Below are 21,974 nucleotides of genomic sequence, written 5' to 3' on the forward strand. Positions count from 1 at the left end.
CTCCTTTCCTTTTATTACGGTCAAGAAATATTATCTGAATAGGTTGTCACCACTTATTAAACGTTTATATAAATCCTGTTAAAGTTCACTTGAAAAAGTATACCTTGTTAAATAGATTAGTTAGAATTCAGCGATCCCACTATCTGCTGGTCATAATTTATAGGCTTGGACTCTTAACTTTGTAGATCTCTTATAAACTAATATCTTTATATAACAGAAGAAGATTATATTGCTAATACTTAATGAATATTGTTTTAATTTCATAGGGATTGAACGACAGAAAAGTTTTATCTCCGCTACTTAGGATCTGACTTATTTTATTTTCAAGTAAATCACATTCCCACATCTCAGAAATAGACTTTGTGAATTCTATACTGCTTTTGGTTCTCATACCCCATGATTCATATAGCCGTAAAATTATCCCATCACCATCTTCTGCATACTTCAATGTCTCACAAATAACATTCTTTTTCTTAATTTGTAAAAATGAATAGCGGGCAGGTAACTTTCCTTTTTGTTTCTTAACTTCTGCTGTATAAACTGAATGATTTAAGTCATAGGCTTCCTCTACTACATTTCCATTACGGAAATCTCCTTCATGAGGATAGAGTGCGTATGTAAATGTATGAAGCCCTCTATCAGCTTTTGGGTTTGGATAAACGGCCGATTTAAGTAATGTTAATCTTAAAGATGCATTCAAAAAATCATGACCATATTTACCATTATTTAATAAAGCTATCCCATATCCAGGCTCAGATAAATCTACCCATTTATGTGCGCAAAGTTCAAATTTAGCCTGATCCCAACTAGTATTAGGATGTATCTGCCTTTCAACATTTCCAAATTGTATATCACAACTTGCTTTTGATGTATGAATGTCTACTGGAAATTCTACTTTCAATAAAAGATTTGTCTCATGCCAATCAACTGTCGTTTCAAAATCAATTCGTTTTGAATGCTGGTAAAATATTATTTTTTGTTTCATATAGGAGTTTAAAAAGGACTTTTTTAATTGAATAATAACTCTCAGAGGTGAACACTCCGTTATTTTAAATTCTTCACATGAATCTATATAGTATGCTTTATCCAAGTAACTTTTTTCGATATTCCATGCATCATATTCCCATGGACGGTCTTCATAAAGAACAAAATGATTTCCTAATTCATTTTCACGTAATATCTCACGCTTTTCAGACTTATCAAACAAAGATAAAATCTCACCCAGTTTGTTGAATTTCACATGATAAAATGGAGTATCTAATACTTTATTAATTCCGTCCCACAGGAAAGGATTTTCTTCGTTGTATGTTTTATTGCTGAAAGAATAACAAATATAACCTTTCGTCGGAATTTCAGGTGCCAAAAATGTTAATATTTCATTTTCTTTAAAGCTTGGCAAAGCCTTACCTTCATATGAAACCCCTAATATATCTTTTGAAACTGGAATCGTTATAACCCGAGGACGTCTCATTATTGTGTTTAATACAAGGACTCCTGATTTTTCTGCAGCCACTTCTGCAGATATAATTTCTAAAGCCTGTTGGATGAAAGCATGATTTGTAGTCAATATGTCCTTGTAATCCTTTTGAGAGTCTTCATATACTTCAGCAATAGCGGTACCTGGTAAAATATCATGAAACTGATTTAACATAGTCTTCTTCCAATTTCTTTCCATAAGTGAATATGGATACTCTTTTTGCAGATTATAAGTTTTTAAAAAGGAAGCCAAAAATTCTACATCTGAATTTGTGATTTCTGCTAATCGATTTGCTTTTTTGTTTTCAGCCATTGAAGTATAAGTTCCACGGTGATTTTCTAAATATAGTTCTCCATGCCATGTTGGAGGTTGTTTAGACTTGCTGAAATCTTTTGACAATGAATCAAAGAATTCCTTAGCGAAGGATTGTTGTGTTTTTGGAAAACCTTTAATTCCGTTTGAGAATCTTCTATTGGATTCTAGCATTTCATATGTAGGTCCTCCTCCTCCGTCTCCATAACCATAAAGTTGTAATACATGTCGTGATTCTTTTTTATTAAGATATTTTTCCCATGCTCCTTTTATCTGTGAAGCATTCAATAGGCCATTATATGTGGTATTTTTCATTTGAGTACGATCATGCATAAAGTCAGTAGTTGTTAGCAAGTGGGTTAATATCTTTGAACCATCAATTCCTTCCCACAAAAAGGTGTCATCTGGCATTATGTTTGTATCGTTCCAAGCAATTTTACTTGTCATAAAATACTTTATTCCGCTTTTTTTCATAATTTGTGGTAAAGCTGCACTGTATCCAAACACATCGGGCAACCATAAGATCTCATTCGATTTATTAAATTCCTTTTGGAAAAATGCTTTACCATATAGTATTTGACGAACTAGTGATTCACCACTTGGAACATTACAATCTGGTTCCACCCACATTGAACCTTCTGGTTCCCACCTACCTTGTCTCACCATTTCCTTAATCTTTTCAAAAAGAGAAGGGAAATCCTTTTTCACAAAATCATATAGTTGCGGTTGACTAGACATAAACTTGTATTCGGGATATTTATTCATCAAATATATGACTGTGGAAAAACTTCTAATAACTTTTTCTCGAGTTTGAGCTAGTGTCCATAGCCATGCCACATCAATATGAGTATGTCCTACAACATGTTCAATTACAGCAGCATCCTCGCAGTATTGCTTGAAGAAGTGCTGGGATAGGTATTCCTGGGTTTTAAACGCGGATTCCAAAAAGCTAGTACTTTGCAAATCCCTTAAATCTAAAAGCTGAAGAGCAGAATCTAATATATCAGTTATAGTAATAAATTCAGCGCTTCGTTCATCTAATACATTTAAAACGTCAAATAATGTTTTTATATCAAAATACAAATCCATTACTTCCAAATTTTTCGTTGATAGTTGAATATTTAAAAAAACGTCTTGCTTCTCTGTATTACAGTAAGTATAAAGTGCTATTTCGTATACTTCACCTGTCTTGGCAAGAGTAGTGAGTTCGAACTCTGTATGATTTATGTCCAACCCGCAAATCAACTCTCCATTAACAAAGGTGATGAATTGAGGGTTGTTGTTATTCCATATATCTGTTGCCCCTGTAGAAACTTGAACTGTTACTGCTTTTCCTTCATAGCTCTCGTCTAACTTAAATGTCGTTTTAAAAATAAAATGAGCATCTACGGCACCAAAACCTTGATTAGTATCATATACATCCCAGTTATTCGAATTTTCATGGACCAGATCCCAATCGTGATATTCACATTCAAGGTATTTTAAGGAAGATACAGTTTTAGTATTTTGATACATATTGTTTTTTAAAAGTTTTAAGATAGGTTGATACTTTCGAGTTGTTGCAACAGTTACCATATAGTCTCCTCTCCAAACTTTTCTTTAACGTAAGTTAAGCGCTTACTCACAATGTTAAAGTTATTGTATCACTCGAATGAATAACTATCAATGAACTTTTTGAAAATTTGGTATATTTCTTTAATTGAATCAATTTCATTATTCAGAACGCGGAATGAACCCGAGTTACTTGGGTTTGATAAACACTTTGCCCCAACCTCTGTGTGAGAATATTCTTATCGATATGGCAGCTTTAATAGAAAGTATTAAACATAAAATTTACCCAACCAAAAGAATGTCGAGAGTGTCCACTCGCCCATGACTCGCTATGTCAAAAATTCTATAAAATAAAAATGGAAACAGACTTATGGAAATATAGTGCTCCTGCACGAGTTTTTGAATCATGGAAGTTAAAGAAAGAAGTTCCTCTAAACGAGTGATTGCATGTCTAAAAGAGCAATTTCAACTAGACAGTATACGATACCAAACAGGAGAAAGAGCGAAAGTCATTTTGACTTTGCTACACTTGTTTACAATGCCATGAAACTCGCTGGATTACGGCTAAAAACAGAGAGAAACCAAGTAAAAGAAGCAGCCTAAAGTTACACAGAATTTTGATTGTTAATGTTGAAAACCTGTGAGACGTCATTATGTATCGTATACTAATTAGAGTAAGCGCTTACTCAATATATCGTGTATTGTAATATACTCTTTAAAGTATTTCAAGACTATTCTGATATTTTTTGAACTCATATTATATGTATCCTTTAGTTTCTTGGCATTTTGTATTTTAAAGAACACTTTTTTAAAGCTTATTTTCGCATCAATATATTATATTCAAACCTTTCTTTTAGACTCATGACTTCATTCAACTTGCGAAAGTTTAGGTATTTCAACTTGCGGTTCTAACACATCATTTACTTTTTCTACAATGATGTCTTCATCTACTTCAAATGTTGCTGATTCGTGAATGTTTTCAGAAGAAGAACCTATATTTACTTCATAGGAAATGTTGTAGAAAGTTTACCAGATGGATTCACACTACCTGACAATAGATCGGCTACTGCATGCACTGCTTCCTGACCAGGTTGCCATGCTAAGAGAATCGCATCCACTTTATCTCTCCAACTAGCTACTTCTATAGGTCCTCCTGTGTTAAGAACAACCACAACTTTTTTTCCTGCACCGTGATATTTATCTGCTACGGATTCAATCATTACTTGTTCATTATCAGATAAAAGAAAATCCCCTTTTTCATTCTTTCGATCTTCAAATTCTCCTGATATTCTGCCAATTACAATCACCCCAATATCGGTATCTTTTTCGACCGTACTAATCTCCTTGTTTTTAAGCGGTTTTTCCGGGATTGGCGGGATAACAAAACCAAAGTCAATTCCTAATGGATCTGGTTTAATTTTATACTCTGGCTTCTTTCTTAAGGTTGAAATATATGTCTTATAGCTGTTATAAAGTCCTTGATGGAGCTGAAATCCCCTATCCTCTAAACCTTCTGCAATAGAAACTACGTATGCCGAGTGCACATTACCACTTCCAGTACCTCCTTTAATCGTTTCAATCTGAGTGTTGCCAAACAAGCCGATTTTTGCTTTTTTATCAAAAGGCAAAGATGTTTGTTTATTCTTTAAAAGTATCATTCCCTCTGCTGCTGCCTGCTGTGCTAATTGTGCATGTACTTTTAAATTAGGATTATTAGAGGGTTGATCACCATTGAAACTTGGGGTTTTAACTAGAATTTTCAGAATGTGTTTAATGTTCCTGTCAAGAATATCTTCATCAAGCAAGCCACTTTTCACAGCATCTGTAATTTTAGCAATATGTTGTTGTTCTCCTGGCATAATGAGGTCGTTTCCCGCTCTCAATTGTGCAATCGGGTCAACTCCAGCAAACCAATCCGTCATCACAAAACCATTAAAATTCCAATCTTCTCTTAATACGGTTGTCAACAATTCCTCATTTTGAGACGTATAAATTCCATTAAGCTGATTATATGCACTCATTACTGCCCAAGGATTCGCTTCTTTTACTGCTATTTCAAAACCTTTTAGATACAATTCTCGTAAGGCCCTTTGTGATACGATGGTATCAATCTTCATCCTGTTTGTTTCTTGGTTATTAGCAACAAAGTGCTTAACCGTTGCTCCAACATCGTTAGATTGGACACCATTCACATAAGAAGTTCCCATTTCTCCCGTTAATAGAGGGTCTTCTGAAAAATATTCAAAGTTCCTTCCACCTAAAGGATTACGATGAAGATTCAATGCGGGTGCTAATAAAATATCGAGTCCGTAGTCTTTTACTTCATTTCCTATAGCTGCTCCAATATCTTCTACCATTTTCTTATCCCATGTTGAGGCCAATGCAGTCTCTATTGGAAATGCCGTTGAATAATATGTATCTGTGTCATCTTCTCTAATTGGACTAATCCTTAACCCAGCTGGACCGTCGGCAAATAATAATACTGGAATTCCTAACCTGGGAATTGCGTGTGTGACTCCCACAGCACCCCCCACCTCTGCTTTGGGATTCCCAAACATTCCAGGCATACCACTACCCACAACCATTTTTGCCTTTTCTTCTAGTGTCATTGCTCTTATTACTTCATCAATTGATGCAACATCTACTAATTTAGTGCCAGTCTGTTGTCCATTATCTTTTTGCCCGGATGGAATAAAATCTGCAAAAACAAATTTACTACTGAAAAAGAAAACCATTAGGAGAACAACGGTGATTGTACATGCCAGGAAAATCTTTCTCTTCTTTATTATTACTGATAGCATAATTTTACTCCTTGTATTTGCAAAATTGAGTACCTCTGATTTAAAAATGAAGGTTATGCATTTTTACTATAACTAGGTTTAATATGACACCGATCTAATATAAATATCCTTTCGCTCCCCCCACACACTTTCACTCATGCCACTTTCAACAGCTAATGCTTCAACTGGTTTAGTCGCATAAATTAGCCTTACTACTTTCAAAAAATAGTAGGATTGTCTTATTTCTCCGTACAACGCAAAGGTAAGCTGGGTTTGCATGGTAAAATATGATTATTATGATTGGAGGAATGTTAGATGGAACAAGAAGTAAGCGTATCTTTACGTGAACAATCATATTATATTAATTATTCTAGTGGTCACGACTCTTCCATGACTACTCACCACATGCATCAAGACTATGAGATATATTATTTGTTCAGAGGAGAACGTATATATTTAATTAACGGGAAGGAATATGTTGTTAGGAAAGATCACTTGGTTTTTATTAATAAAAATGTTGTTCACAAAACATTGGTAATGAATAACGATTTGTATGAACGTTTCGTAATTAACTTTCGAGAGGACTTCATGAGTTTTAATGAACAACACTTGATCAAGCAACTGTTTGAAGATGGTCCTCATGTTATCCCCATCTCTGAACATAAAAAAACATTGATTTATAACATTATGAAAAGCCAAATCCATGAATACCAAAAAAGTCAAAAAGACAAAGATACATATATTCGTTCTCTTTTAACGCAACTTCTTGTTGAAAGTACAAGATTATTGGAAGAACAGCAAAAAACATTTACTGACCTTCACCATCAACAAATTTCAAATAAAAACGAGATAGCAGATGTGATTAAGTACATTCATGATCATTATGCAGATTCTGTCTCACTTAGTGTATTGTCACACCAATTTCATTTAAATGAACAATATATTAGCCGATTATTTAAAAAGACTACTGGATGCAGTATAATCGGTTATTTGAATGCAGTTCGGGTGAATGAAGCCAAGAGATTACTAACTGAATCAAAGATGAAAATCAACCAAATAGCTAGAAAAGTAGGATATTCAAATAATATTCATTTATGGCGAGTATTTAAAAAGTTAACAGGCGAATCTCCTAATGAATATAGAATAACTAATTTAAAATAATAATGTTAGAGACACTTTCACTTATAAAATTTGCATAAAAGCAACTAAAATGTAAGCGTTAACAACTCGAAGCAACAAAATATGTAAAGAGATTATTGCTATGATTTAGGTATAAGCATTTCACAAAACAGGAGGAGTGATATTTTAATATTCATAAATTTTAAACACGTATATAAAATACTATTTTGAAAGGAGAAAATATGAGGAATTCATTAAAAAAGCATTGGTATAGAAGTAGAATCGTATTGGGATCATTTATCATTTTTGCTAGTGTCTTTTCGACTACAGGGTATGTTAGTGCTGAGGAAGCACCATCCCAAAGTCAGATCTATGAGGCGGAAAATGCAAGTGGAGACGGCTTTATCATTGATAATCAGCACCTTGGCTATACTGGAGATGGCTTTGTAGATTATAAACCGAACGAACCCGGCGGCTATATTGACTGGACAATTGATGTAGAGGAAGAAGCAAAATATGTATTAGCTTTTCGTTACGCTCATGGTAAAGCAGACAATCGTCACGCAGAGCTTCAAGTGGATGGAAACATTGTCGAGGAACAGTTAAATTTTCCGCAAAGTGGAGATTTTGATGATTATATATATGTCACAAAAACCACAGAATTAACGGCAGGTGAACATGCAATTCGATTAACTGCAACAGCTGAAAACGGTGGTGCTAATATTGATCACTTAGCAGTGTACAGAATGATAGATATCACTAGCGAAGCCGAGGATACCAATAATGAAGGGGTAGTTATTGATAACAAACACCTTGGTTTTACTGGAACGGGGTTTGCAGATTATAATCCGAATGTACCTGGCGGCTATCTTGAATGGACCGTTAATATCCCTGAATATGGAGAGTATAATTTGGATTTCCGTTATGCACATGCGGGTGGCAGTGAAAGACCTGCAGAAGTTAGTATCAATGGAACGACTCTAGAAGCCTTAAGCTTTCCTCCAACGGGAGATTGGGCAGGCTGGAGCAATCAATCATTACGTGCTCCTTTAGAAAAAGGTGAAAATATTATTCGCTTAACTGCAACCGGTGCAGAAGGTGGCGGTAATATAGACCATCTTCGCATTCACAACCTGATGGAGACAGATAATGTACTTGCCCCTGTTATAACAGAGGAAGTAGAATTATCCGAAGTTGTTGATGGTGTCACAATGAAAAAGTTAAAACAATTAGGTATATTAAGCAATATAGAAGAAAAGCATGATCAACCAGTGACTGCTTTAGAATTTATGGCATTAATTAATAATGCATTTGGATTTGGTGACAAAGAAATCTATGAAAATATGGAATCTAGACAGGATATTGGTAAAATTTCTGCTGAAGAATGGGGAATTTATGTTGCAGAAGTAGCTGAGTCTCATCAATATGTACCAGATTTTCTTTGGGAGGGATTACAACCAAATCAATCACTAGATAAAGATGAAATGGCCTTAATTATCGGTGATTTAATGGATATGGTGTCAGAGGATGAAGAGGATTCAAACATGATGGGTAAATTAGCTCGTCAAGGGCTCATGAATCCAAACAGTGATCATAACTATGGTATTAAATCAAATATGACTTGGAAAGAAGCGCAACAACTGGTTCAAAAGTTAGTGGATAAATCTGATACGTCTACTAATGACGTTAATATCGCACGTGTCGATGCATTAACTAGTAATCTAATAGCATTAACGTTTAATGGAACGTTTGAAACATTTGATTTTAGCGATGTAGCTATTTCGGTCCCAAGGGGAAGTTGGGAAAGTCTTTCTCCATTGTTGGATAGAAATCTACGGATAGCGAAAGCTGCCCATGGTACGGATACATTTGGGAACACGGTACTAATTTTGGAAAGTATAGACGAATTATCTGGTGATAAGTTTATTGAAGAAAAAGACCCTCAGCAATTTAGCGGCGACCTAGAGGAAGCCATCAAACAAGCTGATAATATGTTAACCTGGCAAATGGAACACGGTGGCTGGTCAAAAGCCATTGACTATAATCATGCTTGGGATGGTGAAGAATCAAGATCTGCATGGATAAACGGTGATGGTGTAGAACTAGGTACGATTGATAATGATGCAACGATCAAAGAAATACATTTCTTATCGGAAGTCTATGCAGAGACAAAAGATGAACGCTATAAGGAAAGTGTTTTGGCAGGAATTGATTTCCTAATGGATCTGCAATATGAAACAGGCGGATTTGCACAAGTATATCCAAGACGCGGAAATTACTCGGATATGGTGACTTTTAACGATGAAGCAATGATTCGTGTATTGAATACATTCGATAATATTTTAGATAAGGAATACCCGTTTCATTCTGGTGTGATAGATGACAACTATTATGAGATCGTAGAGACTTCCATGCAACAGGCTACTGATTACATTTTAGAAGCTCAAATAGAGGTTGATGGTGTCCTTACAGCGTGGGGTGCACAACATGATCCGTTCACATATGAACCTGTTCAAGCTCGTTCTTATGAACACCCATCGATTTCTGGAAGTGAGTCTATCGGTATTGTCCGATTCCTCATGTCTCGACAAAATCAAACAGAAGAAATTAGAAATGCCATAACAGGTGCTCTACATTGGTTCGATGAAAGTAAACTGGAAAATACTCGCTATGTTAGCGGCGGAACTGATAACGGAGAATACTTTGTCGAGCACGCCGGCACTGATACATGGTATAGATTTTATGAAATTGGTACGAATAAACCGATTTTCTCCGGACGTGATGGTGTCATTAAACATGATATCAAGGAGATTGAGGAAGAAAGAAGAAATGGATATCAGTGGGGCGGAAGTTATGCTACACAACTATTAGAAACGGCTAAAATGACAGGTTATTTTGAAGGCAACGTGTATGCTCGTATAGTGGATACACAATCTCAAGACAACATGGGTAAAACATTAGTTGAAGGACAAGTAGAAAAGATGGAAGATTATTCTAAACAACTTAACCAAATAGAAAGCAAGCTTATAGTAGCTCAAGATGGAAGTGGAGATTACGAAAAAGTTCAGGATGCGATTAATGCAGTTCCGGACAACAATAATCAAGAAGTAGAGATTTTAATTAAGAATGGGGTCTATAAAGAAGTACTTGATATTCCTGCGGACAAAGCCAATATCTCATTAATTGGAGAAAATCCAGAAAAAACAATTATTACGTATGATAATTACGCGGGAAAAGATAATGGCGTGGGTGGAACAATAGGTACATCTGGAAGTGCTACAGCGTTTTTGCGAGCAGATGATTTCAAAGCAGAAAACCTTACTTTTGAAAATGCTTTTGATGAAGCATCCACAGATGTAAATGGTAAACAAGCAGTTGCGGTTAACGCTAGTGGCGAAAGAATGATTTTTAATAATGTTCGTTTCCTCGGTAACCAGGATACCCTTCTTGCTCACTCGGGAATACAGTACTATTATAATAGCTACATTGAGGGTGATGTTGATTTTATTTTTGGCGCTGCTCGTGCAGTGTTTGAAAATAGTACTATCCATTCTCTAGACAGGGGTTCTGATTCAAATAATGGTTACATCACAGCGGCAAGTACGCTAATTGATCAGCCTTATGGTTTTTTGTTTTTGGACAGTGAGTTAACAAGTGATGCTCCTGCCAAGACTGTTTATCTTGGGCGTCCTTGGCAACCAAGTAGTAATCCGAGTGCAATTGCAAATGTAGTATTTAAAACTAGCAATCTTGGTGAACATATCAAAACAGAAGGTTGGACAGAAATGGGAGGGTTCAAACCAGAAGATGCAAGATTATATGAATATCAAAATCAAGGACCAGGAGCTGTTGTGAATGAGCAACGCCGACAGCTTAGCGATGAAGAAGCCGCTAAATATAGTGTTGAAAATGTACTAGATGGATGGCAACCGGATTTAGGTGAAGGGAATTAAGTAATGCCCAGCCAAATAGTCATCACATTAAAGGTGGGCTGTCTCACTAGTTTTATATTATAGTAAATTATTCTTTTTATTAGATCTGTTTTCGTAAATCTATTGTTTTTACAGAGATGCTCGAAGATGTGAGGGGCGGCGACTCGCGAAGTAAAGCTCCGCCTTCAGCAGCTTCGAGACTTCCCTGTTCAAACTTTTAGTCTTAAACATTAAACACTGACAGTTCTGAAATACCGATATATTTTTTCAAGCTTTTGTTTTTGCTTTCCACGCACACTCTCCATACTGCCAAATTCAAAAAACTTTACTCTCTTGATGCCTACATAATTTAAAAGGGCTTTTCGCATTAACACTTTGTGAGCATTACTTAACCATAACATCGGATAAAGGGTTGGTCCCTTCATGCTGGAGACACAAACGATTGATTTACCCTTCAGAAGCCCTTCCGGCAAAAGCCCTCCATTGTCCTTGTATGCAAACCCAGACGCAAACATCTTGTCTATATATCCTAGTAGCATAGCCGGAGGTCTTCCCCACCAAATCGGATATACAAAGACAATTTTATCAGCCCAGTTAAGTTGGTCTCTATAAGTTCAGGATCTCTATACATATCTCTTCTATTCACTTACCCCAAAAGGAGAAGCAATGATGAACGAAGCTTTTCAACGTATTGAATCTCAATTTAACACGCGTATAGAGAATATATCCGAAGAAGAACTAAAGGAAATCGAGCTTGCGCTGGAGTTGCTCCAAAAAAAGTATTTTATGAAGAAAATAATTCTAAATTTTAACCTAGAACATTAAAGGGTTTTCATTGTGCTCAAAACAACATTCATACTTTCATTTACTTCCATATCCTATTCCCCTCTCCAGATTCGGATACATACATAGGGTTGTAATAAAGGTGAAACTGAACTAATATTAATAGATTAGTGCATTTTATAATCTATATGAAAAGGTATTTTTCATGTGATTTATCGGCAAAAAGAGGCGTATCTATTAAAACGCCTAAACGTGTCAACAATATCCGAAATCGCAATCAGCTGATGACGGATTAAAAAAATGGAGTGAAATAAATTGGCAGGAAATCAAGAAACAAAGCGTATAGTTGTTAAAATTGGAAGTAGTTCATTAACTAGTCGAAACGGTGCCATTAGTTATCGGAAATTAGTGCGCTTAGTAGATGAAATTGCTCAAATTAAAGATGATGGTCACGAAGTTGTTTTGGTTTCATCCGGAGCTGTTGCTGCAGGGTATCGTAAGCTTGGGTTTATAGAACGCCCTAACCACTTAGCAGAGAAACAAGCTGCAGCTTCTATCGGTCAATGCCTATTGATGGAAGCTTATTCAGAAAGATTTGGCTCTCATGGATATGTTGCTTCACAAATTCTAATAACTAGAAGCGACTTTTTAGACCAGAAGCGCTATATGAACGCTCGAAATACGATCCAAGTACTTCTTGAACGAGGAGTCGTACCTATCGTTAATGAAAATGATACGATTACCATTAAGCAATTAAAATTCGGCGATAATGATACATTATCAGCTAAGGTAGCCGGACTGGTTGATGCAGACCAGCTGATTATTTTATCTGACATTGATGGCCTATATGACGATAATCCTCACACGAATCCAAACGCAAAGCTTTTAAAGGTTGTTCATGACATTACTCCAGAGATTGAAGAGGCAGCTGGCGAATCCGCTAGTGATGTCGGGACCGGTGGAATGAACTCTAAAATTGAAGCTGCAAAAATTTCATTGGCTGCCGGAATTGAGACGTTTATAGGCGATGCAAATCGACCTAACATCCTTTTTGAAGCTGTTAACCGCCAAGCTAGAGGAACATACTTCAAACCTAATGCAGACCAAGACGACTTAAATGTCCGAAAACATTGGATTGCTTTTAATTCAGGTCCAAAAGGGGAAGTCACCATTGATGAAGGCGCACGTATAGCTATCACGGAAGAACAAAGTCATTTACTCCCGCAAGGTGTTCGGGAAGTTAGTGGCACATTTGACTGTGGAGATGTTGTGGTCATATCTGATATGCAAGGAATGGAAGTTGGACGCGGTGTCATCAATTACTCAGCAGCTCAATTGCGTGAGATTAAAAGGTTCAAACTAAAAGATATACCTGAATATATAAAAGTTACAAAGAGTGAAGCCATTAGTCAAAATGACTTGGTATGTCACAATACAAACCTACCAACACCCACTTAATAAAAACTACATTGCAATAATTTTATAAATTCTTTTAAAAAAGGAGCGATTACTTTTGGATACAAATAATATCACTACAATAGATGTGGAAGAGCAAGCAAGAAAAGCACAAAAAGCAGGAAAGCCGCTAAGTACACTTTCAACAACGGATAAAAATGACGCTTTACTTACTATTGCAGATGAATTAGAAAAGAATAGTTCATTTATATTAGAAGAAAATCAAAAGGATCTAGCCAAAGGCAAAGAAAAAAACTTCGATCAGGCATATATGGACCGACTACTTTTAACGAAAGAACGAGTGAAGGACTTTGCGGATGGCCTGCGAGAGGTTGTAAATTTAAAAGACCCCGTTGGTGACATTCTCTCTGAATGGACGTTAGACAATGGACTGAATGTAAAGAAAAAAACAGTTTCACTTGGTGTAATCGGAATGATTTATGAAGCAAGACCCAATGTAACAGTTGATGCAACTGGACTCGCATTAAAATCAGGTAATGCCATCGTCCTAAAAGGTGGATCTTCCGCTTTGTATTCAAACAAAGCAATTGTTTCTGTCATTCATAGTGCCCTCAAGAAAACAAAAATACCAGTGGACGCAGTACAATTTATCGCAAGTACAGACAGAAGGGCTACAGAAAAACTATTTACATTAAAACAATATATTGATGTTCTCATTCCAAGGGGAGGCGCTTCATTAATTGAAACCGTTGTCCAAAAGGCGACGATTCCTGTTCTCGAAACGGGTGTTGGTAATGTACATGTTTATGTAGATAAAGAAGCCGATGTAGAGAAGGCTTTAAATATAATTGTTAACGCGAAGACTGATCGTCCAGCAGTATGTAATGCTTTAGAGACCGTACTCCTGCACAAAGACTGGTTTAATAGCAATAAAGAGGTCCTTATTGCCATGCTAAAAGACCATGATATTACTGTACACGGAGATGAAGAAGCAGTGAAGATGATACCTGGCTCGTTAGTGGCAGAAGAAAAAGATTGGACAGATGAATATTTAAGTTTAGATCTCGCAGTAAAACTTGTTGATGATATAGAAGAAGCCATTGCTCATATAGAAAAATATGGAACTAAACACTCTGAGGCTATTATTACAGAGAATCAAACAGCAGCAGATCAGTTTATCCAGGAAGTTGATGCTGCCGCCGTTTACCATAATGCATCCACTCGATTTACGGATGGAAGTGCATTAGGCTATGGAGCTGAAATCGGGATTTCCACGCAAAAACTGCATGCTCGTGGACCAATGGGGTTACCTGCTTTAACAACAACAAAACTATGTATTTACGGAAATGGACAAATTAGATAAAAATTATATAGAAACAAGCATTAATAAACCAGACACGTAGATTCCTGCACGTCTGGTTTTTTGTTATAAGATATTTATAAAATTATTAGTTTTTAAGCTCGGTGTTTGCTTTCGAACACAAGACCCGAATCCGCTTTCCGCAGGTACGGTCTCTTTTTCACAGCTATTTTAATGAGATGCAATCAACTTTGTCCGTCTCATCCATTCTCTAATTAAAGCGTTACATTCATGGGGAGACTTAGTTGGAACTTGATGTTTCATCTTATGGACATATGCAACCTCTGTTTTAGGGATCAACTTCCGAAAAAGATATTGATAGGACTGTATGTAGTAATCCTTGGCACCGTAAATTAATAGTAAAGATGCTTTTATTTGGTGAAGCCGATCTGTACTGCTGTAATGTAGGCCAACATGATATTGAGATGCTAACATTTTTGCATCTGATCGTATAATTTCATTAAATAGTTCATCCGCTGCTTGCTTATTGGTAAAATGGTTTTTCGCAAGCCCCGCTGCCAGGCTTGTCTTAAGGTTTTTGGCAGCCCATATTCCTATTTGATACTCCTTTTCCAATAAAAAGCTTCTTACCGCATAAAACCCACCAATAAGAATTAAACCTGCCGTCCGTTCTGGGTAGTTAATGGCAAATTCCTGGGCGATACTTGCACCGTTTGAATAGCCACAAATAACTGCTTTACCTACATGATTGGCATCTAAAACCCGTTTTACGTCATAAGCTAGTTGCTCCATTGCCATTGGTATAGAGGTTCTCCCACTTCGCCCATCGCCTCGTATATCAAAAGTGATGATCTGACATTCATCCATTAAACTAACTTGATAACGAAACGTCAAATGTCCCACACCTGGCGGCGGTATAAAAATTATTGGCATTCCCCTACCTATTGTTTCATAGTAAATAGAAGGTTCCCCTTTTTCTTTTGAAAATGGCACCTTATGTAATCAACTCCTTAAGAACGGTCATCCCAATAATAAATCTTGACCTATCATATACCTAAAATCCTAATATCCATAGTCATAGCAAGTTAACTATTCTTACTATGCCTTAAATCCTACCTATTATTCCATACAGTTTAGATGAAACACTAGAACAAGTTTTACAGATTAAATGACCGTCTTATAAACGAAGTTTTATGAGACAAATTCCCATATCCCCTTCTTGGAATAGTTTATTAAGAATATTTTCTGAGGAGGTAAAAATATGGAAAATTATTATCCCGATCATCTTGCATGGCATGAAACATTGGAAATTCATGAACTAACAGCTTTTCAATCAATTGGACTTATGAAGCTAAAGAAAGCTTACCCTGAAGTTACTGATCCTGCTCTAAAAGAATTGTACACACACGCCATAAATGGCTTAAGTACAAATATCCGTGAACTTCTCGAATTCTATCCCCTGGCACCCAGATCAGACGAAGATGATGATGAATTTCGAAATGCTGAAACACCCTTCTATGCGGGGGATTTATTAGTATTATTTAAAACAGGAGTTAGGAATTACGCTATTGCCATAACTGAAACAGCAACACCTGCAGTTAGAAAGGTTCTTAAACAGCAATTGATCCGTGCCATTGATACCCATGCCAAAGTATTTAACTACATGTATGAAAAAAGCTATTACCCCTCTTACAATTTAGAGCAATTACTGCAGAACGACATTAACCTGGCAAATAAAGCATTAAATAAAAGTATTTAACCTTAACTTTTATTACTTTCGTGCCTTCATGTCCCCCAAAAAGTAAAGCTTAGGTAATTACTTGCAGTTTTTAAAAAGTTTTGTGCCTTATTTTTATTTTGTTGCTTTTGTTATCAAGGAAGGTTGTTTGTAAGAATTACCGCTCGCTTTCCGTGGATGATCAAGCAAGCCTCCTCGAGCAAATGAACGCTCTTCGGGGTCTCGATTGGATCATTCTTCCACAGGAGTCTCGCGGATTCTTCCAAACAACATTTTTTTATAAAGGCAGTTTACATAACTGTTATTGTTTCTGATAAGAAGCTTGAAAAAGCAAATAAACAACAACTATTATAGAAAGGTTGTTTACGTTAACTTTCTTTTTATAAGAAACACGTAGCATATTTTGTTAAATACAGCGTGAGCTTCACCACCATCATTTAAGCGTCAAGGCTGGGCTTCTCTTGATGCGCGTGGCGTAAAGGTAGCTGTCAACTTCTCTTTGAACAAATTACTCGAAGTAGCGAAGGCGGCGACTCCTGCGGGAATAGCAATAGCTGAAGACCCCGCAGGGACGAACTTTCCCGAGGTGGCTGAAGCATTGCCCGCGGAAAGCGTCCGCCTAGATCGGATTCGGGCCCCTCTATTCGACGAAAACAAGAATCTCTAGAGTTTTTACAAATTCTTTTCAAAAAGAGGTCTTCTATTAAGATTTTATACTTAATAGAAGACCTCTTTACACCACTATTGAGTTTGATTTATAAACATCTAGCCTCATTAAAAAACATACCTTGGATCTATAGTATGTTTTAATATTTCTCTCTCTGGTTATAGCTTTGGATAGAAAAAAATCAGACTTCTTATCTAATGATCATGATTTTCCGTCTCCGTGCCATGATCATGGTCTATTTCAGTAGGTGGTGAGGTCGTCGAGAGCATCCCTGCAAAAACAAGAGAAACAATTACCAAAATCAGTTCCAGTCTTAATCCCCAGACTAATGCTTTTAATTGTTGTTGTTTATCTTGCATTCCTCTGAGTTTTTTAAGATTAGGTAGCCAAACGAATCGATGAAAAGCAGCTACGATAATCGCTATAACAAAGAATCCTATTTTCCATAAAAGAGTTTCTCCGTAAACACTAGCAAAAAGATTTTCCATCGAACCTACTAATCGATAGCTTAACCATAGTCCACTTGCCGACAGCAAAATCACGGAAGTTAGGGCAACCTTGGAGAACTTTCGCAAACGCTTATGAAACAGCATCATCAAGTCGGGTTCACTTGGTAGTGTAAAGGACATTACCGTGAAACCAAGTAGACCACCGATCCAAATGACGACCATACTCATATGCATATAGTGACTAACTACTTCACCAAAACCTGTAGCGTGACTCGTTACCGTAAAACTACCTAGAAAAACTAGCAAAAGTAAGGCACTTAGCCATTTAGACAGAGACAAAAATGTTAATCCAAAAAGCAGTAAAAAAAGTAATGGACGAAGGATAGCCATCCACCCGATTACAGATGATATGACAATAGATTCAGCTGACTGCCACATTAACTGCAGATCTTCCCCCTCCATAAATTGACGGGCACGCCAGAAAACATGACTCATTCCAGACATAGTAAACAACAGAAATCCTGAAAAATAAAGTCGTCTTTCCGTTCTTAACGAAGGATAATCTTCTAAGCTCTCCTTTCGCTTCCAAAAATGATATATAAATACATACCAACTCGCAATAACTACAAATACTAGGTTCTCTAACACTCTTAAAATGGAAAGAAAGCCATCACGCTCACTTGAAGGAACTACCTGTTCTTCTGCTTCCGCACCAATAGTTACGGTATCCTCCGGTAACTGTTTAGGCAGTTCTTCGCCCACCGAAAATCGAAAAGATCCTTCAGTGATATGAGAGTCCAAGGCAAGCACTTGCCAGGAAACATGATACCTGTCATTCTCAAGTTCAGGTATGAGTAGAACGAGAGAATTGTCTTCTTCCCCCGACAACAACTCACCTTCCATCACGTCACCGTCTCCATTTTTGAGTTTTATCTGACTGATCGCTGTATCAATCGGCTCGGAGAATTGCACTTTTATTTCAGTTGGTGATTCTTCTAACTGCGTTTCTTGAGAAGGTGATGACTGAGTTAAATAAGCATGCGCTTCCCCAATCATTGGGCTCGTAAAAAAGAAAATGACAAGAATATATAGTATGAATTTGATTTTCCCCACCGTCACCCTCTCCTTACTATCTTGGCTTCGCCTAGTTATCTTCTATCTTCTTAAGCGTAAAATTAGTAAGGTAATTAGTCCAAATCCCAGTAAAACCGTGAAGTGGAAAAATGGATTACTTAATACACGCCTGTTATCAGGTTGATTTTCGATGTCAGCGTTCGCCGATTCGCTAGCAATGTTTGTGTCACTATTTTCTGTGATCGCTTCTTCTTCATGCCGTTCATATCTTCTCCGTTCTGAACTGCAAACGTCATCGTTGCTTCATAGTTTAGAACGTTATACTCTTCTCCCTCTCCTTCTGTTTCTTCACTGGCACGAAGTAAATAGTAATCCGCTGGTCCCGAGGTGAAAGAGATCATTCCTTCCTCATCCGTCAAAAAGACTTCAGATTCAGAGGTGCTCCTTCGAACGAGCGTCACTTCCTCCTCTTGAACAGGGCTCCCCTCTCTTGCAAGTTGAACTTCGACAGTCTCCTCTGGCATTAATGCTACTGGGTTAAATTGAGGAAGAAACTCTGCTCGATCCTGTGTTACCTCTTCTCCGAAGCCATCCATCCCTTTCGCCTCATGAAAAGTTGGAACATCACTTACTGCCGCAAAAGATTTAGCACTTCGAAGCGTTCTGCTACTCGTTTCTCCTTGTGAAAAAATACTGTCGCTTTCTCCGGAAATAATATATATCCCTGTGTCTATAGCGGAGAAAGATGCTATATGATAATTATTTACTCCTGAATCGCCTTCATCAGATTCATCTAGCTCCCCTGTGTAAAACAAAGTACTCGTAACGTCCACTGCTTCTCCTGCTGGTGTATGAACATTTACTTTTGTATTATCTTCGTTCCAATTTCCTTCAATGCGATAACTTCCATGATCATTAGAGTGATTTCCAAACAATAACTCAATGTAAATATTTTCTTCCGGTTCTACGATCGTTGCGTTCGTTTGTGTCCATCCATCGTGCGCCTTTACTGGCTCAGCTGTTCCAATCACTAATAATATAAAACTTAATAAAATAATTTTTCGCATTTGATTGTGACCTCCCAAAGTTCTATACTCTAATAACGAAATAATGGAGAAAATGGATCACAAAGTGTTGAAATAGTTTTATATGCTAAATTAAACCCTCTAATCCTAAAGGATTAGAGGGTTTAATGGTTAACATCTATTTATAACTTTAAGTCTCTTCGGATTTCAATCAAATCTAATTTCAACAACAAACGATCAAAAATCGTACTCTGCCTCTTTATCTTCCCGAACTTTTTTAAACGTTTCGGTTAACACTACCGTGTCTTCTACAAGCCGGTCAAGTCGGTGTAAAACATCGTCATTCACAATTTCTTTTTGATGAAAGTCCCGTTCCTCTATGAATACGTATGTTTGTACAATCTGTGCTTTCATATAAGACAAAATAGGTTTGAGTTGGAGATCCGCCACTAAATAGTGCTTCGGCGAACCAGCCGTCACGAGCATACTCACGACCTTGTCCTGAAAGGCATTGACGGGAAGTAAATCAAATATGTTTTTTAAAGCAGCCGGTATTGAGGCTTGAAAAATGGGTGTTCCAATAATGATTGCATCTGCCTCCATGATCGTTTTGGTAACAAATCCTGTGTCACCTTCATAGTCCAAAAAATTACGACCATCACTAAACTTCACGTCATAATCAGCTAAATCAATCAGTGTCATTTCCAAGTCGGGATACTTCTCTGTCAGAGCCTTTTTCGCAGAATTCATAGCGATTCTCGTTTTAGAACCGACGATAGATCCTGATAAACCAACGATTTTCATAGTAACACCTCCTACTTTTTAGCCGTATACTTTTTAATTGCCGGTAAAATTTCTGTGCCAATTAAATCCAGGTTTTTCTTAATGTTATCCATCGGCATTCCACCAAAGTCAATCTGCGCAATGTAACGTTGGTGACCAAACATTTCGTGCTGATATAGAATTTTCTCAATGATCTCCTGCGGACTGCCGATATTCATAATGTTATGTGGATCGACACCCTGAGCGAAATGTTGCTTTGGAAAACCTTGTCCGTTTGTTCGCTTCATTCCTTCATTAATATGGGGGTACAATTCTTGTAGCGCCTGCTGCGAGGTTTCCGCAGCATAGAAGAAACCAGCTGTTGCTATTGGCAGCTCTGATGGGTCATGCCCGCCTGCTGTTGCCGCTTCCCGATAAGCATCTACCGTCCGCTTGAAAACAGAAGCCGTGCCACCTAAATGGGCCATGAACATTGGAACACCCGCGTACCCAGCTTTCATCGCACTAGCAGGAGTTCCGCCAACCGCACGCCAAATTGGCATAGACCCGTTTACCGGTCGTGGAAGCACCCTAGCGTCCTTTAGCGGAGCGCGGAATTCACCGCTCCAATTCACAACTTCTTCTTCATTTATCTGCCTTAATAAATCAAACTTTTCCTCATATAACTCTTCGTAATTACGAATGTCATACCCTAATAAATCAAAGAGACCTACTCTGGAGGCACGACCGGCAACGATCTCTGCTCGACCTTTTGAGATCAAATCAACCGTTGCAAAATTTTCATACACCCTTACAGGATCGGAAGTACTGATAATCGTCGAAGAGCTGGCAATCTTTATTTTTTCTGTCGCCTGAGCAATCGCTGAAAGAACAACAGCGTGCGCCTGCGTTGCAAAATATTCTTGATGACTCTCTCCTACACTAAAAAAATCAACGCCTGCCTGCTCAGCCAGTTTTGCGTAATCGATGATTTCATGTATCCGTTCCTGTGCAGAAATCCTTTCCCCGGTTGCAGGATTTGGTAAATGATCTCCAAGTGTATAGATACCAAATTCAAGTCCTTTACTTTCATCAATGCGATATTTCTTCATTTTTTATCCACCTTTCTTTTCATAGTTATTCATGCCATTTTTATTCGAACTGAATTATCTCTATTTTCTTATATAAGGTTTTCTTCTCAATTCAATATCTTTTTTCTTAACTCTAGGGTACAAAATTTTAGTTGTCATAACAACTATTGTATACTATTTGATTCATCGAACCCAGAAAGCAAGGTTAAACCAAAGGTCCCAACATACCTTGCTTTATAGAATTACTCTCAGCGAGTAACTTAAAGACTGTCCATCGATGGATAGATGAGTTTTAGAGAGTCGGATGTTCCATAGCTAAATGATCTTTATTCCATGCAGTCTCCTAATAACCTTATTATCTTAAGATTTTGTTTTTAGATCGGAATCAATTTAATGACAGTTCATCGCATTCTATGCGAGCTTAATATCAATTCGAAAATACTATCTTCAGTGATAAATCAAATTAGAACTTGAAAG

At 37.1% G+C, this 21,974-nt stretch carries 13 protein-coding genes and 2 pseudogenes; 7 read left to right on the plus strand and 8 right to left on the minus strand.

Going from position 1 to position 21,974, the window contains the following annotated elements; all coding sequences use genetic code 11:
* Positions 1-232: 232 nt before the first annotated feature.
* Positions 233-2,872 (minus strand): alpha-mannosidase, encoded by a 2,640-nt coding sequence (locus tag CEF18_RS16480; RefSeq protein ID WP_190238696.1) that lies wholly within the window; start codon positions 2,870-2,872, stop codon positions 233-235.
* A gap of 645 nt (positions 2,873-3,517) precedes the next feature.
* Here CEF18_RS16480 and CEF18_RS27250 point away from each other — a divergent pair.
* Positions 3,518-3,943: pseudogene (locus CEF18_RS27250) on the plus strand (IS5/IS1182 family transposase); the annotation flags it as partial.
* Positions 3,944-4,338: 395 nt separating this feature from the next.
* Here CEF18_RS27250 and CEF18_RS16485 read toward each other — a convergent pair.
* A complete protein-coding gene (locus CEF18_RS16485; RefSeq protein WP_110937472.1) occupies positions 4,339-6,141 on the minus strand; it encodes a glycoside hydrolase family 3 protein in 1,803 nt (600 codons plus the stop codon).
* Positions 6,142-6,435: 294 nt separating this feature from the next.
* Here CEF18_RS16485 and CEF18_RS16490 point away from each other — a divergent pair, with 294 nt between their 5' ends.
* Entirely contained in the window at positions 6,436-7,281 is an 846-nt protein-coding gene (locus tag CEF18_RS16490) for a helix-turn-helix domain-containing protein (RefSeq protein ID WP_110937473.1), read from the plus strand.
* A gap of 200 nt (positions 7,282-7,481) precedes the next feature.
* The gene (gene pelA, locus CEF18_RS16495) at positions 7,482-11,192 is read left to right on the plus strand and encodes a pectate lyase (RefSeq protein ID WP_110937474.1); all 3,711 of its coding nucleotides are present in this window, start codon (positions 7,482-7,484) and stop codon (positions 11,190-11,192) included.
* Between the two features lie 209 nt (positions 11,193-11,401).
* On the opposite strand, the pseudogene CEF18_RS16500 reads toward pelA, so the two are convergent.
* Positions 11,402-11,811 (minus strand): annotated as a pseudogene (locus CEF18_RS16500) (NAD(P)H-dependent oxidoreductase); the annotation flags it as partial.
* A 26-nt stretch (positions 11,812-11,837) separates the two neighbouring features.
* On the opposite strand from CEF18_RS16500, the gene CEF18_RS26025 reads away from it, so the two are divergent.
* From CEF18_RS26025 to CEF18_RS16510, 3 genes are all read left to right on the plus strand, one after another.
* Entirely contained in the window at positions 11,838-11,996 is a 159-nt protein-coding gene (locus CEF18_RS26025) for a hypothetical protein (protein WP_190238697.1), read from the plus strand.
* 273 nt (positions 11,997-12,269) lie between these two features.
* A complete protein-coding gene (proB, locus tag CEF18_RS16505) occupies positions 12,270-13,412 on the plus strand; it encodes a glutamate 5-kinase (RefSeq protein ID WP_110937475.1) in 1,143 nt (380 codons plus the stop codon).
* Positions 13,413-13,467: 55 nt separating this feature from the next.
* Positions 13,468-14,733, plus strand: coding sequence for a glutamate-5-semialdehyde dehydrogenase (locus CEF18_RS16510; RefSeq protein ID WP_183041058.1), 1,266 nt, complete (start codon positions 13,468-13,470; stop codon positions 14,731-14,733).
* Between the two features lie 168 nt (positions 14,734-14,901).
* Here the strand turns inward: CEF18_RS16510 and CEF18_RS16515 are convergent, their stop codons facing one another.
* A complete protein-coding gene (locus CEF18_RS16515; protein WP_110937477.1) occupies positions 14,902-15,684 on the minus strand; it encodes an alpha/beta fold hydrolase in 783 nt (260 codons plus the stop codon).
* Between the two features lie 268 nt (positions 15,685-15,952).
* Between CEF18_RS16515 and CEF18_RS16520 the strand changes: the two genes are divergently transcribed.
* Entirely contained in the window at positions 15,953-16,450 is a 498-nt protein-coding gene (locus CEF18_RS16520; RefSeq protein ID WP_110937478.1) for a spore coat protein, read from the plus strand.
* A gap of 840 nt (positions 16,451-17,290) precedes the next feature.
* Here the strand turns inward: CEF18_RS16520 and CEF18_RS16525 are convergent.
* From CEF18_RS16525 to CEF18_RS16540, 4 genes are all read right to left on the minus strand, one after another.
* A complete protein-coding gene (locus CEF18_RS16525) occupies positions 17,291-18,658 on the minus strand; it encodes a copper resistance CopC/CopD family protein (RefSeq protein WP_110937479.1) in 1,368 nt (455 codons plus the stop codon).
* Positions 18,659-18,777: 119 nt separating this feature from the next.
* A complete protein-coding gene (locus CEF18_RS16530; protein ID WP_110937480.1) occupies positions 18,778-19,686 on the minus strand; it encodes a DUF4198 domain-containing protein in 909 nt (302 codons plus the stop codon).
* Positions 19,687-19,881: 195 nt separating this feature from the next.
* Entirely contained in the window at positions 19,882-20,448 is a 567-nt protein-coding gene (locus CEF18_RS16535) for an NADPH-dependent FMN reductase (RefSeq protein ID WP_110937481.1), read from the minus strand.
* Between the two features lie 11 nt (positions 20,449-20,459).
* Positions 20,460-21,518, minus strand: coding sequence for an LLM class flavin-dependent oxidoreductase (locus CEF18_RS16540; protein ID WP_110937482.1), 1,059 nt, complete (start codon positions 21,516-21,518; stop codon positions 20,460-20,462).
* Between the last annotated feature and the right edge of the window lie 456 nt (positions 21,519-21,974).

Source organism: Salipaludibacillus neizhouensis (assembly GCF_002886185.1).
GTDB lineage: Bacteria > Bacillota > Bacilli > Bacillales > Salisediminibacteriaceae > Salipaludibacillus > Salipaludibacillus neizhouensis.

What these genes read in the sequence shown, in the direction of transcription:
- CEF18_RS16535 (WP_110937481.1), bottom strand. Translation starts at nt 20,448, where the DNA reads ATGAAAATCGTTGGTTTATCAGGATCTATCGTCGGTTCTAAAACGAGA.
- CEF18_RS16490 (WP_110937473.1), top strand. Translation starts at nt 6,436, where the DNA reads ATGGAACAAGAAGTAAGCGTATCTTTACGTGAACAATCATATTATATT.
- pelA (WP_110937474.1), top strand. Translation starts at nt 7,482, where the DNA reads ATGAGGAATTCATTAAAAAAGCATTGGTATAGAAGTAGAATCGTATTG.
- CEF18_RS16530 (WP_110937480.1), bottom strand. Translation starts at nt 19,686, where the DNA reads ATGCGAAAAATTATTTTATTAAGTTTTATATTATTAGTGATTGGAACA.
- CEF18_RS16520 (WP_110937478.1), top strand. Translation starts at nt 15,953, where the DNA reads ATGGAAAATTATTATCCCGATCATCTTGCATGGCATGAAACATTGGAA.
- CEF18_RS16540 (WP_110937482.1), bottom strand. Translation starts at nt 21,518, where the DNA reads ATGAAGAAATATCGCATTGATGAAAGTAAAGGACTTGAATTTGGTATC.
- CEF18_RS16485 (WP_110937472.1), bottom strand. Translation starts at nt 6,141, where the DNA reads ATGCTATCAGTAATAATAAAGAAGAGAAAGATTTTCCTGGCATGTACA.
- CEF18_RS26025 (WP_190238697.1), top strand. Translation starts at nt 11,838, where the DNA reads ATGATGAACGAAGCTTTTCAACGTATTGAATCTCAATTTAACACGCGT.